The sequence below is a fragment of the Listeria marthii genome (genome assembly GCF_014227425.1).
Classification (GTDB): domain Bacteria; phylum Bacillota; class Bacilli; order Lactobacillales; family Listeriaceae; genus Listeria; species Listeria marthii.
On sequence record NZ_JAASWB010000007.1, the window covers coordinates 51,701 to 69,614 of the forward strand.

Below are 17,914 nucleotides of genomic sequence, written 5' to 3' on the forward strand. Positions count from 1 at the left end.
TCCTAGTGGATAGCGCCTTTTTATTTTTTAATAATTTTTACCCATAAAGAAGAATGTTGCAATTGCACCGATACCTTGAACGATGAAGAATGTTGCGACAACGATTATAACACCGATTACAGAAACAATTGGATTAAACAAAGCGATAAAGCCAACAACGATACCAATAATACCGATTGTTAAAATCCAGCCCCATCCTTGTACATTATTTTGTTTAGCAGTAAATGCACCTACTGTACGCATAATACCAGCAAACAATACCCACATACCAAAAAGTAATACAATTATTTCTGGTCCAGCAAATTCATTAAATAATAGCAAGAAACCTAGTAAGATGGATAAAATCCCGTCCGCTAGCACCCAACCAGACACACTTTGTGATTTTCTGTCTGAAAAATAAGAGATTGTGTGGAAAATACCAGAAATTAGTAATAAGAAACCTAGCATTAATGCCGATGTTAATAATGAAATCCCCGGATGGAACAAGAACCAAATCCCAAGAATAAGCATTGCAATCCCTGCTAATAAAACAAGAATTCGTGTAAAAGTTTTCATTTTTTATTTCAACTCCCCTTTGTTTTTTCTAATTCGACCCCATGTTTAATGAAATATAATTAGTCTTAACTATAATAGCCTAAAAAAGCGGATTTAAAACCTTTCGCGCGTAATTATTGCCCTAAAAAAAGGCCTTTTTCACAAAAATATCATAAAAAGTACTAATTTTAGCCTTTTTTAATACATAGTTGACAATTCATAGCATCCAGCGTAATATATAACTTAATTTAATAGTATTTTCTTATCACGAAAGGTGGAGGGACTGGCCCTTTGAAGCCTTAGCAACCGGAATTTATTTTCACGGTGCTAATTCCAGCAGTATATTCTGAAAGATAAGTCGGAAATCCATGTTTAGGAAACTCTATCCTCTCTGGCGGCTTATATACTGCTAGGGAGGTTTTTTGATGGAAATTACTGATAAATACATATTAAAGAGGAGTGGATTTTATGAGTAATGAGTATAAATTCGAAACAATTCAAGTACACGGTGGACATACGCCCGACGGAGATACGCATTCTAGAGCCGTGCCAATTTATCAAACAACATCGTATACATTTGATAGCCCGGAACATGCCGCAGCCTTATTTGGTTTACAAGAAACTGGAAATATTTATACCCGCATTATGAATCCTACTACTGCTGTTTTAGAAGAACGGTTAACTTTACTTGAAGGTGGTATTGGTGCCGTTGCAACTGCTTCTGGCATGGCCGCTATTACTTACTCTATTTTAAATATTGCTGGTTCCGGGGATCATATCGTCGCAGCAGCAACACTTTATGGTGGAACGCACACTCTTTTCTCTCATACATTTAAAACATTTGGGATTGACGTTACTTTTGTTGACCCTAACGAACCTGAAAATTTCGAAAAAGCGATTAAAGAAAATACGAAAGCTGTCTTTATTGAAACGATTGGAAATCCTGATATTAATATTGTTGATATCGAAAAAGTGGCGGACGTTGCGCACGCAGCCGATATTCCGCTCATCGTTGACAACACATTCGCAACCGCTTATTTAAATCGCCCATTTGATTTTGGCGCTGATATCGTCGTTTACTCGGCAACAAAATTCATCGGTGGTCATGGGGTTGCGATTGGCGGAGCGGTCATTGACTCAGGTAAATTCAACTGGGCAAATGGCAAGTTTCCAAAGTTAGTTGTGCCAGATGATAGCTATAATGGCCTCTCCTACACAAACGATGTTGGCGCTGCGGCTTATATTACCAAACTGCGCGTCTCGCTCCTTCGTGACACTGGCGCAGCACTTTCCCCATTCAACGCTTTCTTGCTTATCTTAGGCCTAGAAACACTATCCCTTCGCCTAGAACAACACGTTAAAAATGCTAAACAAGTCGCCAATTTCTTAAACGACCATCCAAAAGTAGCTTGGGTAAACTATCCCGGTTTAGCAGATAATAAATACAACGAGCTAGCCCAAAAATATTTACCAAAAGGCCCGGGTTCGATTTTCACTTTTGGCGTTAAAGGCGGCTATGAAGCTGGTAAAAAAGTGATTGAATCCGTAGAATTATTCTCACACCTAGCCAATGTTGGCGACGCAAAATCGCTTATCATCCATCCAGCATCCACGACCCACCAACAACTAAGCGAAGAACAGCAATTAACAGCTGGCGTGAAACCAGAATCGATTCGCTTATCGATTGGAATTGAAAACGCCGATGATATCATTCAAGATTTAACGAAAGCACTAGAGCAAATTTAGGAGGAAGTGAAGAGAAGTGACCTTACAACAAAAAGAACTATTTCAAAAAAGTCCTCTTCTACTTGAAAATGGAGAAACATTAAGCCCAGTTTTAGTTGGCTATGAAACATACGGGACACTTTCTGAGTCACGCGATAATTGTATTTTGTTAGAACATGCACTCACTGGGACTGCTCATGCGGCGAAACATTTTGACGACGATGCACCTGGTTGGTGGGATGATTATATCGGACCGGGGAAAACGATCGATACGGATAAATATTTCCTCGTTTGCACGAATGTATTTGGTGGTTGTAGTGGCACGACCGGCCCTTCTTCTATTAATCCAAAAACGGGCGAATCTTTCCGATTGCAATTTCCCGGTTTTTCGATTAAAGATATTATTAAAGTCCAGCGTGAGCTTTTGGAACAGCTTGGGGTTACGCGGATTGTTTCGGTGATTGGTGGATCGATGGGTGGAATGCAGGCGACAGAATGGGCGATTGATTATGCGGATATTACAGATAGTATTATCAATATCGCCTCCCCGCTTGCTGCCGGACCTGATGCGATTGGTTATAATCTGATTATGCGTATGGCGATTTTGAATGATCCCGACTTTAATGGCGGTAATTATGTTGGTCAACCTGAGGGCGGGCTTGCGACGGCTCGAATGGTCGGAATGATGACTTACCGGACGAGCGAGCTGTTCTCGAAACGATTTGAACGCTTCACTGTCGCCGAGTCTTCCCCTGCTGCTTTCTCAAAAGAGCATTTTCAAATCGAGTCGTATTTGCAATATCAAGGCGATACTTTTGTCGAGCGGTTTGACGCGAATAGTTATTTGTATTTAACGAAAGCAATTGATCTATTTGACGTTACGGCGCCTGCGAAAGACGATTTGCCCGCTTTTTCGAAAATCAAAATTCCGTATTTGCTTATCGGCATCACGACCGATCAACTTTTCCGGATTCACGATTTACGCCGTGGCTACGAACTTTTAAAAGAATGGGATGTGCCGGTTACTTACCATGAAGTGGCTTCCGAATACGGCCATGACGCCTTCTTAGTCGAGAAAGAAGTGCCGAAATTCGAACCACTGATCCGCTCATTTTTAAGCAATTTACCCGTTAAAAGCATATAAAAAAAGTGACCTCAGAAATTTTCCGAGGTCACTTTTTTATTAGTCTTTATAAATTGATTTCGTTCGGTTAAGCCAAGCATAGCCGAGCCCGATAACAAGGCCTCCGCCTACAAAATTCCCTAGTAAAGCAAGTACTAAATTGACGGTCACATTGCCCGCTGTCATTGCAGCAAGTGTTCCACCAGAAGCGAAAAATGCTAATGAGAATGATGAGAAGTTGGCGATAACGTGCTCGAATCCTAAGAATGCGAAGATGAAAATAATGAAAACCATCGCAATGACTTTCCCAGCATCATCTTTCATTCGAAGCGTACAAAGCACGGCGGTATTTACAACAATATTAGCGAAAATACCTTCCACAAAAATTTCTAGTGGCGCTTTTTCAAGTTTACCGCTAACGGCAGTAAATAAGAAATGGTCTGCAGGTAAATTATGGAAAACAGATGTCAAGGAAACTAAGTACCCAGCAAGAATTCCACCAAATAAATTACAAACAATACATAAAAGCAAAATTTGTAATGCTTTTCCTGGTTTAACAATTTTTTGATAAACACCAGTTGTCATATACATCATGTTAGAAGTACCAAGCTCAGCATTCATATAAATAATCATTACGAGCGACCAACTAAACATAAATGCATACGTGATTTTACCAAGTCCTGGCGCAAAATGATCGACTTTATCACCAATCATTACAGCAACCGCAGTCCCTAGTGTCAAGAATAAACATGCTAACATCGCGCGCACGATATAACGAAGAATACTATTATTTACTAAATCAATTTTTTTGCGCGTACTATAATCAATTTTCTGCATTAATGGACTATTTTCCACATCCAAATTATTTCATCTCCAAACAAAAAAATTTTCTTGTGAAATTCACAACTTGTTTATTGTAGCATGTTTTTAATTTGATGCAAATAGTTTTCAGAAAATAAAAATCAGTTAAGCGTTACCATCTTGAAAAATTTCTCATTTGTTGTTTTATGGTGTTAGTTTCCCCGTTTTTATAAACTTAAAACAAAAAAACGAGAACAGATTTCTCTGTCCTCATTTCAACTTTTTTTATTTACCAAACCAATGTTTTTTAGCGGAATCTTTTGCTTTTCCTTCTGTTTCTTGTGCGCTTTTGATTTCTTGGGCTACGATTGCTTCATCCATACGTTGCACGCGACCATGTAACTCATCCATTGCTACATCGTTTACATTTGCTAATTCTTGTTCTGTTGCAATAAGGATAACGCCTGTAGAGCCTTCTGGAATCGTTTTTAACGTTCTTTCGAATACGCTTAAAGCATTTTTCACTTCACCAGCGTCTTGCATAGAACCAACGATTGCGCCAACCATCCAACCGATTAAAATTCCGAATGGTCCACCTAAAATACCTATTAACATCCCAATAAGGCTATCTTTCATATTTTTGTCGGCACCAGTAAAATCAAGAAAATCTTGTGCAACAAGTTTATTTCCTGGCTCATGTTTTACAACCGCCATTTGATAACCAATAATTTTGCGCTCTTGGTGCAATCTTTTCATTTCTGAGAAAGCTTGGTAAGAAATACTTTCTTCATCAAAATTCATAATTAACACTGTTTTTTCTTTTTTCATCTGTTGTACCCCTCTCGCCTCATAAGTATTGTATTTAGGTACGTTTTATCATACCCATCTCTTATTCTACTCGCACTAACCTGCAAATAGCAATCAATAGCATTATTAAGATAGAATCACTACTTTTACAGACCTTTTTTACCAATAAAAGGGAAAAATTTAGACGTTTTGTTCGCGTAAGCTTCGAAATCTTTTCGACCTTGATATTTTTTCTCTAGTAAAGGAACACCTGAAACAAACAGTAGTAATAACGTGATAACAATCGGGCTCGTAATCAACCAGAAATCTGTCATTTGCGTTAATGCGACTAAAAATACGCCCCACCAACTAAGTGCTTCCCCGAAATAATTCGGATGCCGCGTAACAGACCAAAAACCGGTTGTTAGTAATTTTCCTTTATTCGCTGGATTCTTTTTAAAGTTCTCTAATTGCAGATCCCCGCCAACTTCAAAAATGAAGCCAATAATCCAAATAACGATACCGAGCATTTGCCACCAAGCAAAGGTTTCGGCTTCATTAGCAAAACTATGTGTAATCGGCAAAGCGATAATAAATAATAGTACCCCTTGCAGCACAAAGACATTCAGAAAGGCTTTCAAATTAACGAGTGTCGTTCCCCAGCGTTTGCGCATATTGACGTAGCGATAATCTTCTGGCTTATTCCAATTACGGCGCGCCAAATGCCAAAACAAACGGACGCCCCATATCGTAACTAAAATAAGAATGGTTATACTTTGGGCAGTTACGCTAAAAGTAGTTAAAAATCCAGTCCAAGCGACAACAACAAACCCTCCGCCCCAAGCAATATCAACGAGTGAATATTTACCCTTTATTTTCGAAATAATAAACCAAAATATAAAATAAACAAGTAAAGCAAGTGCTACTATCCCATACATCATCTTGTTTCCCCCTTTTTAATCCCTGCGACCGCGACACTTCCAAGCCCCGCGCTAATCGCAATTGCTGCCGAACTATCCACTAGATATCCAGCTTTCCCTGTTTCCTTTTCAAATTGCTTCTGCCAAATTTCCGCATCACGCTCCGAAGAAACATGCGTCATCGCCAGCTCTTGTAGTTGTATTTTCGCGACCTTTTTAATGATTTTTTTCATACTTTGTTTTTGACTAAACGATACGCCAATTAATTTCCCGTCCCCTGACTCGTCCAAGCTTACAATCGGATACAGCGATAATTTCTGTGCGATTTTACCCAAAACACGCGGAATTCTTCCAGATTGCACCATTGGCGACAAGTCCGCAACCGCGACATAAATGAAAGTCTGCCCGATTAATTGTTCGATTTTCTGGAAAACGCCTTCCCAAGCTTCCCCAGTTTCGACTAACTCCACCGCTTGCTTCACTAAAAGACCTTGCGCGACCGAATTTAGTTTCGAATCAATCACGCGAATCCAGTCCGAAGACAAATTGCGCGCTTTGATTCGCTGCTTGATCAATTGATACGTCCCACTTAATTTAGCCGAAACCGCGATAACTAAGACATGCTCATATTTATTTTCTAAAAAAGATAACAATGCATCAACCGTTCGAATCGTTGGCTGCGCTGTACTCATATCACAATGTTGCGCAAGTTTCCCTTGCATCATCGCCGGTCCAATCGTTAATTTATCAAGAAAATTTTCCTCTCCCGCTAAAATATTCATTGGCAACACATGCACTTGATGTTCCAGTAAAAATGCTTCTGGCAAATCAGCAATCGAATCCGTCACTATCGCAATCTTCGCACGTGGTTTTTTCGTTACTTCATATTGAAGCCGCATATCATCGACTTTTTGATACGTCATCACGCCATATTCCGCGAGACTACGCAAAACTTCCTGAGGCTCATTTGTATGGATGTGAATTTTTATTTGTTTTTCATTACCGGCAATTACGAGCGAGTCCCCTTTAAACGCCAGAACTTCACGTAACGTTTGGTGCGAGACAGTCGCTTGTTTGATAATAAATTCTGAACAATAGCGATAAACTGGCTCACTCGTCTCAAAATGGACATGTTCTTCCAACTGTTCTTTTACTGCCACACTGACTGGCGCAGAAACCGCTCCGCCGCAATAAGCATTCGTTAATCCCGCAATAAAATAATAAAAGCCTTTCGCCCCCGAGTCCACCAAGCGATTTTTGCGTAAAATTGGCATTTGAAATTCCGTGTTAATTAACGCTTGTTCCGCGACTATTTGCGCATTTAATAATGATTGTGGAAAAGAACGCTCCACTTCATACGTCCCAGCAAGCGCCTCAGACCAAGCTTTCATCACTGATAAAATTGTCCCTTCTTTCGGATCTAACAAGGCATCATAAGCTTTATGGACAGCCTTTTGAAACGCTTGAACTAATCCGTCAAAAGTAGATTCAAAATGATGGTAACTTTCCGCAACGGCATTTAAATATTGCGCAAAAATCATTCCGGAATTACCGCGCGCTCCGATTAAAGCCGCACTAGCCACTTCTTCCAGTAACTCCTTTGTTGAATAGTCTTTCGGGGAAACATGATCAATAATCGCTTGCATTAACGAAGCTAAATTACTACCAGTATCGCCGTCTGCTACAGGGAACACATTAATTCGATTCAGCTCGTCTTTTTTACTAATTACCTCCGCTGCCCCGTTTAGCATACTTTGTAATAGACGTTTGCTCTCGGACTCCATCATCACGAACCTGCCCCCGAGAAGAAATGCAGATTAATAAAATAGACAATTATCGAAGTCACGGTTGTTACAGATGTTCCCCAAACAAGGTCAATAATCGTCATCGTAATTGGCCAATCTTTTAATGTCGCTAAGTTCGTCAAATCATAGGTTGCATAACAAACTAAGCCAAAAAGCGCTCCTGCCAAAATCGTATAACCTAGACTTCCTTTCTCTGTCCCAGGTATTAATACAAAAAAAGTAACGCCGACAACATAAATAAAGTAAAAAATAACTGCTGGCGCTAACCGAACATCCCCCATTAAGTCCCCAATAAATTGTTGATACATTTTCTTAGAAGCTACGAGTAACCAAAAAAGATCAAAAATCAAGAACACTACTGCACTCGTTAAAAATAGCTTTAAAAATTGCGTCATTGTGATTCCCCCTTATCACTTGATAAGTGAATTTTAACATACCTCTATCCCTACTCCTAGAAGGTTGCTCAAGACTCACCGTTTGTGAATACTGCCACAAAAAAATCAACCATTTAATTAAATGATTGACTCATTATCTATATATTTCCCCTGTAATGCTCCTTGCTAAACTCATAGCGTGCAATGGCTAATTTCCGCCGTTCTTTATGGTCAACGATTGGTAATGGATAGTCTTTTCCTACCATTAAGCCATACTCGTTTTGCTCTTTTTCCGACATTTTCTCTGGTTGATGGATAAATTTATCCGGCATATTCACCAATTCTTTTACATACGTTCGAATAAATTTGCCAGTCGGATCAAATTTTTCTGATTGCGTTGTTGGATTGAAAATTCTAAAGTACGGCACCGCATCCGTTCCAGTCGAAGCCGCCCACTGCCAACCACCGATATTACTCGCCGGGTCATAATCAATCAACATTTGCTGAAAATATTTCTCGCCAAAACGCCAATCAATCAGCAAATCTTTCGTTAAAAAAGAAGCCGTAATCATTCGCAGACGATTATGCATCCATCCAGTTTCTTTTAACTGGCGCATCGCTGCATCAACGAGCGGAAATCCCGTTTGCCCTTCTTGCCAACACTTGAAAAACGCACGGCTATTTTCCCATTCAATATAACGATAATTTTCTTGGATTGGCTCATTTTTTTGATCAGGAAAAGAAACATAAATCATATTGTAAAAGTCGCGCCAACACAGCTCTTTTTCGAAAGTCGCTCGGCCTTCTGTGGCTTCCGTTTGTTGAAGCGCCTGCCAAATCGTCCGAATCGAAATTTCACCTGTACGTAAATAGCGTGATAAATGGCTTGTTTTATCCAATTCCGGAAAATCCCTCGCTTTATCGTAATCGGTTAAATCTTCTTTAATAAAGCTCGCTAACCGAGCATTTGCAGCTTGTTCGTCGGCATCAGACACGGGCAAATCATGAACTATTTCTGCAAACTGTTCTTCATATTTTGGAAATAAGCTTTCTTTCCTGATATTTTCCGGTTTTAATGTGACTTTTAATGGCATTTCTTTCATTTCTTCGCGCCATTTTTTATAGTATGGGGTGAAAATTTTATAGTATTCCGTGGGGGATTTTTTTACTTCTTCGGCTGAATGAAGATAGCTGTCGTGAAAGGCATGAACCTCGATTTGCCGTTCATCAAAAAACTGTTTCGCCGCCGCGTCCCGACTTGCTCCGTAGCCAGTTTCATCGCGATTGAAAAACACTTTATCCCATATGGGTACGGCTTCTTTCAGTTGTTGCAAACATTCCATCGGGTCGCCAAACATGATTTGCAAACGGGCAGTTTTAGCGAGTTCTTGCTGAAAATGAGCCACACTTGCAAAAAAAGCTTGGTGACTAGGACTTCCTGTGATGAACTGGGCTGGATTTACTTGGAATAACAAAATCAAATCGTCCTCTTTACTAGCATGATAGAGAGCTTTATTATCACTTACTCGGAGATCTCTTCGAAACCACATTACTGAAGTCATGCTTTCCCACCTTTCGCAAATTACTTATCGTTATTATACGAAAATCTATCGCATTTAGAAAAACAAAGGGCTTATAACACTAAAAAACCTGTTAATTTTTGCTAACAGGTTTTCTAAGGAGCATCCGTCAAAGTCCACTCAATCGTTGTCTCATAACTTTCATCTACATATGCTTCCGCCGCATCCACTTCCACAAGAATTCCGCGGTCAGCTGCCCATTCAATCGGAACAATCATCTCACTAGCCGACTGCGACTGAAAAATGGTAATTGGTTCATCGGAAAGTTGCTTTTTCTCTCCAGTGTTATCAATGAAAATCAGTCCATTTGGCAAAACATGAGCTGGATTTGTCGTTGAAGTAAGCGGTGATTTCACTGTCGCTGTTACGCTAAACTGACTGTCCGCCCCTCTTGAATCAAGCACGGATAAATCAAAGTCCGCGTTTCGTTTCGCGATATTGTTTTGCTTATTAAGGGCGATTGACTCAAAAGAAATCGTTTCTGGCACATGGTTGAATTTCAACTCTCCCGTGACTTGAATCGCAATTTCTTTCGTTAATGTACCCATTTGAATCGTCGCCGTGTAAGAACCCGTTTCTTTTTTCAAATTAGTACTAGTTACTTTCACTTGCGCCGTCAAGTCCTCGCCAGTTTCGATATTAAACGCTTTTGCAGCTGATTTCGTTAAAATTAATTGCTGCATTTCTGCATCATTCAGCTCAATGATTTCTTTTAAATTCACGGAAAAGTCAGCCGCTCGTAAGGCTTTACCATCTTGTATTTCTGTCAGATCATCTTTGATAAAAACTGGTACGCGGATGTCGACATAATTATGCGCCTTATCTTCTAAGCGAACAATTGCTTCTGCCGGCCCAAATACGCTGGTGTCTGGAACGCTTCGTAAAGTCGTTGTCACCCCTGCACCAACCGTGTTATCGGAGTGATCACTAATATTGGTTACTAGTTTTGATACATCTGGAAATGGGTCGCCGATATTTAAAATTTGCGTAACGGCCTCCCCACTCGGCGGAGTTACGTCTTCTACGGTCACACTATCTAACGTAATTCGTTTTTGATCTTGCGTAATCGTAGTAGTTAAATCAATGTAAGGCTTTATAAAACCACTGGGGATAGCTATTCGATAATCCCCCGCGCCATCTGCTTGTCCTTTTAAAAGCTTGTTCTCGCCATTTTCGGTATAAGCAATACTAATAAATGCATTCGGTGTTGCGGTCCCGGTGACTTCGTTATCTGCATCGGTCACTGGATTTATCGTTCCTTCAAGGTATCCCATCGCAATCATCCGAGCTGTATTTTGATTAAAATTCGTTGGCGTCATTCCCGCATTACTAGCAAGAATTTTCGTAGTTGTCCCCGTATAAGTCAAGCTCCCAGTAACATTTTCCCCGTTCGGTAAACTGAAAATCTGCGCTGGCAAATCAGTTCGATCAATCGTTCCTGCCGTATTCCAATAATTCACCATTTGCGCATCTAAATTAAATGTATTTCCATAAGGCCAATAAAACATTGGCGTATTCGAATTCGTCGCAATTAAAAAGCTCCGCGGGTTTTGAATATCTAACTTTGCAGTCGCATTATTAAACTGGATAACATAACCCGTCCCGCCTGTTTTATTCAAAATTAAGCGCGCATCGGGACTTACCGTAATATCATCTGCCGACCAAAGTAGCGGGTTTCCGCCAGCTGTTTTCGTCATCGTCACATCCGCACCTTCAGCAATTTTAACCGCCCCGCCCGGTGTATCTCGAAAAATATTATTGTTAGAAGTAATATCCAACTTCGCATTCTTTTTCACATCAATATCGATTGGCTTCGTTCCCGAACGATAAAACATTCCCGTCCCATTAGAAAGCACCGTCACATCGGCATTTTCTTCAACAGTAAAAGTGTTTACTTCCGCAGTTCCACCACCAAACCAAAAAGCGCTATTCGCATTGGAACTTGCATGATTAATGTTTAGCTTCCCTGATACACTCACACCTTTAATTTCAGCCACTTCATTTGGTGTTGCGGAACCACTGACAACCGATGCTATCGTTACATCATTCGTTCCTTTAAAATTTGCTGTACCGTTCAGATTATAAATCATCTGCGGCCCTTGGTAGCGAATATTTTCGTAGTTTTGCACGACATTTTTCGCCGCAGCATAAACCGAAATCGTGCCATAATAATTTTTCCCAATAATATTAATATCTTTTAAAGTCGTTTCTTTTGTTCCCGCGTTTGTATTAACGGTAATAACACTGCTTTGTGCGCCTGATGATGCCATCGTTTCTGTTAACGTATGGATTTCACCCGTTGCAGGATTTTTCCCCGATAAAGTGAAAGTGCTTTTCGAAGCCGGGATGACAATGCCTCCCGATAACTCAACATCCGCGCCTAAATAAACCGTATCAATCCCGTTGTCTTCTGAAATTGCTGTTTTCAATTCTGTAAAATTGGTCACTACCGCTTCATTCCCCGCCAATTTGGCACTCCCATTTTCCGCTGCTGTAACTACTTTAAAACCAAGAAAAAGAGCCGCCATGGTCAATACAATGATTATTTTTTTGAAAGCCATTTCGCCAGCCCCTTTCTTTATTGTTCTTTTCTTCGTTTTCTAATAAGGAAAATAATCAGCAGTAAGACAAGTAAAACACCCGCTGCAATTGCAACATAGATCCATTCGTTCGTTTGTTTTAAATCAACGGCTTTATTATTTAAAGCTTGTCCTTCTTTACCAATGGTGAAAGTTTCATCCCACTTCCATGTTTCTACGCCATCCGTGGCCGTCATTTTCAGTCGGTATTTACCTTCTTTTAGCGGCTTGTTTCCCCAGTCAATTCCAAAATCAAAATTGGAATTTGGCGCCATTGTCATATCTGCTTTTTTCGTTTGATAGAGCATTTTGTCTGAGTTATGTTGGTAAACTTTCGCGTCAATACTTAAATTTTTGATAATAACAGGTTGGTCGTTTTGTAATTTGGCAGCAACTGCAGTGTGATAGTTGATTAGCGTTGGCTTGATACTTAGTAAATTCATATGTGGTTTGACTAGTTTGTCGGTTTCAGATAACTGCATGCCAACAATATAGGAATATTCGTTTTTCAGTGAGACGCCTTTTGTTTTTTTCGCCTCGGTTGTGTTTTTCTTTTTGAATTGTATTGCGCCCAAAACAACGCCATCTATGGATTCTTCTGGCATTTCAATCGTAACTTGGACGGTTTTTTTGCCATTTACTGGAATAGTTAGGAGTTGTTGGTCGTCTGGTATTTTAGCTAGTTCTGGAAGTGGATATTTTAAACTTTTATCTTTTTTAGTTAGGTCGTTTTTCGTGTAATCTATGACGCCTGTTCGATTGGTAGATGCGTAGTTAACGGACGCTTGTACTTGAATTTCTTCACTTGAGCTATTCATTACTTCGATTTCTACGGTTTGTTTTTGTTTAGGTTTCATTTCCAAATCGAAGTAAGTTTGCTTTTTGTCTATTTGATTGGCAGGAATTTTAGCCTGCACAGAGTAGCCAACATCACCCTCTGCCGCTTTTGCTTCTGTAAAATTGCTGAATGTCACTAGTAGTGGAACAATGAACAATAAACTAAGAAAACTTTTTTTCAATTAAACCTTCCTTCCATCGTCTTTAATAAAAATTTTGCGTCTAGAAGTGAAATTCTAAACGCAAATTTTTTAAACTCCTGGCGCGTCAGATAATGTCCATGTAATCGTTGCTTCATGGTCTCCAATTGTTGCGCTCCCTGCTGGTATCGTTAGTTGTACATTGTCATTTAAACTTGCTGCGTCATTCGGTGTAGCACCAAACCAGCGATTAATCCATGTTCCCATACCTTCTGATGCTTTCGCGGAAACAACACTTACGATAGAAGTTCCATCTGTTGGTAGTTCTACAGTTTGAGCCGCAGTCGGTGTTGTCGCGGTTGTACTCGCAGAAGCAGTTTCTCCATTTTTAAAAGTTAGTTTTGCTCCTGATAGAGAAGCTGCACCATTTTCATCTTGGAATGCAGTAGCTGTGGCAGTAACTTTCCAGCCAGCTCCTGTTCCACGACGGTCAGACACTTGAATAAATGGTTTTCTGGAAGTCGATGAATAGCTTTGTTCTGTCGTCGCTACTTCTTGTTGTCCGAAATTAACCGAAGAAACGTAATCCATTGTTAATGAACCAGTGTTACCAGTTCCCGGGTCAGTTGGATTACTCGGATCTAACGGGTCAATCGGTTTCGTTGGATCTTCCGGATCAACTGGATTGACAACCCCAGTCCCCGCTTCAAATGTAATGGAAGCCTTTGATTCTCCCTCAGAAGTTACTGCAAAAGCTGATGGTGCAAAAAGTGTGACTGAACTTATGCCAATTAATCCTACAATTAATGTTTTTTTGATAATCATTTATTATTTCCCCTTTCGTCATGCGTTGGCTTCATATTATGATGAAAAAGGAGTCAATTCAATGTACAATTTATTAAAAATAGAGAAAAACATCATATACATTACATGTTTTTGTAATATTTTTTACAACGAATCGGCACTATTGCTGAGATTAGCTTGTAAAGAGAAAAATTATGTCTTTTTTGTGAACAATGCTTTTTCTAGCACAAAAAAAGCACTATCAGTTAGAAAAATCTACTTTTCTACTGATAGTGCTTTTTGTTTATTATTCTTTTTCTTCTGCAGGTGGTGCCACATATTCGCTTTCGGGTTGTTCACCGTAAAGTCCGGAAACTCGTTTGAACCAGATGAATACATGCGTTACGATTACTTTTAGTACCGCGTAGCCTGGTACTGCGAAGATAACACCTAGGATACCGAATAGATTTCCGGCTACTAGAATAACGAATAGAATCGTGATTGGGTGTACTTTTAATGTTTTACCCATTACTTGCGGCGAAATAAATTTACCTTCAAGTAATTGAACGACACACCATACGATGATTAGTTTAATTAATAACCAAGGAGATGTCACAATCGCGATAATAATTGCTGGTGTAATGGCAATTGCCGGCCCTAGGTATGGAACAATACTAGTACATGCCGCGATAATAGCAAGCGTTAATGCGTATGGTAAACCGATAATTAAATAACCGATAAATAGCAAAATACCAATACATAAGCTAACGATAATTTGTCCACGGATGTACGAACTGATTTGGTGGTTTGCTTCACCAAGTACTTGGCGAGTGTGCGCACGACCATTTACTGGTAGCATTTTAAGTAGAAAGTCTGGCAGCTTTTTCCCATCTTTTAGTAAGTAGAATAAAACGAGTGGTGTTGTAACGATTGCTAAGATAACTTCTGTTACAGTCCCGACAATGCTGCCAATGCTTGAGATAGCACTGTTAATTACGGACGTTCCTTTGGTAGAAACAGTCTTCATTATATCGCTCATATTCGTGTTTAATTTATCTTTTATTTGATCAAACAGGCTCGAGCGACTGAACTCGTCAAATTTCTGTGTAATTTGGTCCCAGTATCCCGGGAACGATTTGAACAAGCTAACGATCTGATCCTTAACAGCCGGAATAACAAAGCTAAATAGCAGAATGATTAAACCAATAATCACTAAGTATAACAAGGCAATTGCCCAGCCACGCTTCCACTTATGTTTCTCCAACCAATCAATAATTGGATTAAATAAATAGTAAGAAATCCCCGCTAAAATGATTGGTGCTGCAACGGTTTTAAGAATAACCATTAGTGGGTCGAAAATAAAGGAAATCTTCGTTAGCACATAAATATCAAGTGCCACTAATAGAAAAATTAGCAACCCTAGCACAAACTTGTTCTCAATAAAAAATTGTTTAAACTTTGTGAGTGAACCCTTCACTTTACCACCTTCTTTTGTCTAAATTTATTTTCGTTTGGTACCATTATATAGATTAATACCCTCGTTCACACTAAATTACCCATAAATTTGAAAAAAATCAGGCGTGAGTTGTATTTTTAACCTTGGATTAAACCATCTGGATCAAGTTCAAGCAACGCATGTGCAAAATAGAAATGATAATCTGCTTGGAATTTCTCGAATAATTGCGCACCTTCTTTTTGGTACATCACAAGTGGATCTTGTTGTCCGTATGCCCGCAAATGAATTCCTTCGCGCAGTTGCACCATTGCGTCCAGATGCATAACCCACATTTGGTCCATCAAATTCAAATAAACTTCGCGTTCTATTGCCACAATCGTTTCAACTGGGAATTTATTACGTTCTTTTTTATGCCAAGAAACGATTTCTTCGACAACTTCTGCTGGTTCCATTAAGGTTACTTGGTCAAAAGAAATTGGGAATTTAGTTCCGCCAAGTAATTCTTTTTGACGTGAATAATATTTCTCCAATTCTTCTTCTGGAACATCAGTTGGATGAATAAACGAATATTCGGCGACTTCACGCAGAATTTTTTCGGAAGATACACCAAGTTTATTTCTTTCTAGTAGTAAGTCGCGCTCTTTATAGACCATTTTGCGCTGTAAATCGATTACTTCATCGTAAGAAAGCAAATCTTTACGAATATCGTAGTTGGCTCCTTCTAAGCGTTTTTGCGCATTTACAACGACTCCGTGGATTTTCCGTGAGTTAACTGGTTTGCCGTCGCGTGGCGCTTTTCGTTTCAATTTCGTGGAAAGTTTCTCCCAACTTTTACTTTCAAATTGCTCTAATAAATCATCTTCTAAAGAAATCATAAACTTACTAAAACCAGGGTCTCCGCGTCGGCCAGAACGTCCCATAAGTTGTAAATCGATGCGGCGACTTTCATGGCGTTCCGTCCCGATAACAGCAAGTCCTCCAAGTTTATGCACGTCTGGATCAAGCTTGATATCCGTTCCCCGACCAGCCATATTCGTTGCTAGTGTTACCATGCCGCGTTTACCGGCTTTCGCAATAATTTCCGCTTCTTGCGCATGGTTTTTCGCGTTTAAGACTTGGTGCGGAATTCCAGCAGCATCGAGCAAGCCACTAATCCATTCGTTACTTTTAATAGAAGAAGTCCCGATTAAAGTTGGCTGCCCTTTTTCATAGCGCCATGATACTTCATAAACAATCGCGCGTCCTTTTTCCTTTTTCGTATAGAAAATATCATCCGGCATATCTTCCCGGTTTACGCGTAAATTGGTCGGAATAACTACGACGTCCATATTGTAAATTTGACGGAATTCTTCTTCTTCGGTTTTAGCAGTCCCTGTCATACCAGACAGTTTTTTATACATTCGGAAGTAATTTTGAATCGTAATGGTCGCTAGTGTACGCGATTCTTCTTTTACTTCAACGCCTTCTTTCGCTTCGATTGCCTGATGCAGCCCGTCATTAAAACGTCTCCCCGGAAGTGCACGTCCAGTATGTGGATCAATAATTAACACCTCATCATCAAGCACCACATAATCCTTATCTTTATGCATCAAGAAATGAGCCCGCATTAACAACATTGTAATCCGTAGCTCAGACTGCGCCTCTGCAGAATAAAGTGATTCCACGTGCCAAAACTTCTGCGCCTTCTCAATTCCCGCATCATTTAACCAAACAAAGCGTTTATGTTCTTCTATTTCATAATCATCTTTCATCATCTTTTTCACAAGCTCATTAGCTGTATGATAAAGTGACAAATCTTCCTCTTTACGGTCAGAGATAAGCAAAGGAGTTCTTGCTTCATCAATTAAAATTGAATCGGCTTCATCAATTAAAACAAAATCAAGTCCGCTTTGAACCTTATCTTCTTTTTGACGAACCATGTTATCACGTAAGTAATCAAAGCCAAACTCAGAAGCTGTACCGTAAATAACATCTGCTGTATAAATTGCCTTTTTTTGGTCTTTATCTAAACCAGATTCATTTAGAGCAACCGAAACGCCTAAATATTCAAGCACTTGACCAATTTCTTCCCGGTCACGTCTCGCTAAATATTCGTTGGCAGTAACAAGATGCACACGATTACCGCGCATTACTTCTATAAACATCACAAATAATGACATCAATGTTTTACCTTCACCGGTTTTCATTTCTGCCACTTTGCCATCACCAAGAACAAGTGCGCCGATTAATTGCACTACAACCGCGTCCAATCCGATAATCCGACTTGCCGCTTCTCTTGCTAATGCGAAAATATTAATTTTATCCCGATCAGTCATTGGTTTCGTCTTGAACTTTTCACGCCAAAAATTGGTTTGTTCACAAAGTTCGGATTGGTCCATATTTCTATATAAGCCCTCTTTTTTAACAATTTGGCGGGCTATTTCTCGGTACTGTTTTACTATTTTGCGATCATCATAATTCTGTCTCATTAT

General features: G+C 39.7%; 14 protein-coding genes and 1 riboswitch. Of the genes, 2 read left to right on the forward strand and 12 right to left on the reverse strand.

The window, feature by feature from the left end; translation table 11 throughout:
• Positions 1–27: 27 nt before the first annotated feature.
• Positions 28–555 carry an HdeD family acid-resistance protein gene (locus HCJ55_RS12445; RefSeq protein ID WP_185518423.1) on the reverse strand — a complete coding sequence of 176 codons (528 nt, stop codon included), beginning with the start codon at positions 553–555 and terminating at the stop codon, positions 28–30.
• A gap of 238 nt (positions 556–793) precedes the next feature.
• Positions 794–894, forward strand: a riboswitch (SAM riboswitch).
• Positions 895–1,002: 108 nt separating this feature from the next.
• Here HCJ55_RS12445 and HCJ55_RS12450 point away from each other — a divergent pair.
• Together HCJ55_RS12450 and metX are read left to right on the forward strand one after the other, a co-directional pair.
• The gene (locus HCJ55_RS12450; protein ID WP_008947023.1) at positions 1,003–2,280 is read left to right on the forward strand and encodes an O-acetylhomoserine aminocarboxypropyltransferase/cysteine synthase family protein; all 1,278 of its coding nucleotides are present in this window, start codon (positions 1,003–1,005) and stop codon (positions 2,278–2,280) included.
• A 16-nt stretch (positions 2,281–2,296) separates the two neighbouring features.
• Positions 2,297–3,403: a homoserine O-acetyltransferase MetX gene (metX, locus tag HCJ55_RS12455; RefSeq protein WP_185504417.1), complete on the forward strand. Its 1,107-nt coding sequence runs from the start codon at positions 2,297–2,299 to the stop codon at positions 3,401–3,403.
• 39 nt (positions 3,404–3,442) lie between these two features.
• On the opposite strand, the gene HCJ55_RS12460 is transcribed toward metX, so the two are convergent.
• From HCJ55_RS12460 to secA2, 11 genes are all read right to left on the reverse strand, one after another.
• Positions 3,443–4,243, reverse strand: coding sequence for a formate/nitrite transporter family protein (locus HCJ55_RS12460; RefSeq protein ID WP_185390733.1), 801 nt, complete (start codon positions 4,241–4,243; stop codon positions 3,443–3,445).
• A gap of 225 nt (positions 4,244–4,468) precedes the next feature.
• Entirely contained in the window at positions 4,469–5,011 is a 543-nt protein-coding gene (locus HCJ55_RS12465) for a DUF1269 domain-containing protein (RefSeq protein WP_008947020.1), read from the reverse strand.
• A 125-nt stretch (positions 5,012–5,136) separates the two neighbouring features.
• Positions 5,137–5,907: a DUF1295 domain-containing protein gene (locus HCJ55_RS12470; RefSeq protein ID WP_185518521.1), complete on the reverse strand. Its 771-nt coding sequence runs from the start codon at positions 5,905–5,907 to the stop codon at positions 5,137–5,139.
• Positions 5,907–7,673, reverse strand: coding sequence for a DAK2 domain-containing protein (locus HCJ55_RS12475; RefSeq protein ID WP_185518523.1), 1,767 nt, complete (start codon positions 7,671–7,673; stop codon positions 5,907–5,909). Before HCJ55_RS12475 ends, HCJ55_RS12470 begins: the two co-directional genes overlap by 1 nt.
• Positions 7,674–7,675: 2 nt before the next feature.
• Positions 7,676–8,089: a DUF2177 family protein gene (locus HCJ55_RS12480; RefSeq protein WP_008947016.1), complete on the reverse strand. Its 414-nt coding sequence runs from the start codon at positions 8,087–8,089 to the stop codon at positions 7,676–7,678.
• A 137-nt stretch (positions 8,090–8,226) separates the two neighbouring features.
• A complete protein-coding gene (locus tag HCJ55_RS12485; protein ID WP_185518425.1) occupies positions 8,227–9,630 on the reverse strand; it encodes a cryptochrome/photolyase family protein in 1,404 nt (467 codons plus the stop codon).
• Positions 9,631–9,743: 113 nt separating this feature from the next.
• Positions 9,744–12,209, reverse strand: coding sequence for a M26 family metallopeptidase (locus HCJ55_RS12490; protein WP_185518427.1), 2,466 nt, complete (start codon positions 12,207–12,209; stop codon positions 9,744–9,746).
• A gap of 17 nt (positions 12,210–12,226) precedes the next feature.
• Complete coding sequence (locus HCJ55_RS12495; protein WP_185518429.1) at positions 12,227–13,246, reverse strand: WxLIP family cell surface protein; 1,020 nt, start codon at positions 13,244–13,246, stop codon at positions 12,227–12,229.
• Positions 13,247–13,315: 69 nt separating this feature from the next.
• The gene (locus HCJ55_RS12500; RefSeq protein ID WP_185518431.1) at positions 13,316–14,029 is read right to left on the reverse strand and encodes a WxL domain-containing protein; all 714 of its coding nucleotides are present in this window, start codon (positions 14,027–14,029) and stop codon (positions 13,316–13,318) included.
• 265 nt (positions 14,030–14,294) lie between these two features.
• Positions 14,295–15,464 (reverse strand): AI-2E family transporter, encoded by a 1,170-nt coding sequence (locus HCJ55_RS12505; RefSeq protein ID WP_008947011.1) that lies wholly within the window; start codon positions 15,462–15,464, stop codon positions 14,295–14,297.
• Positions 15,465–15,580: 116 nt separating this feature from the next.
• Entirely contained in the window at positions 15,581–17,911 is a 2,331-nt protein-coding gene (secA2, locus tag HCJ55_RS12510; protein ID WP_008947010.1) for an accessory Sec system translocase SecA2, read from the reverse strand.
• Positions 17,912–17,914: the final 3 nt, after the last annotated feature.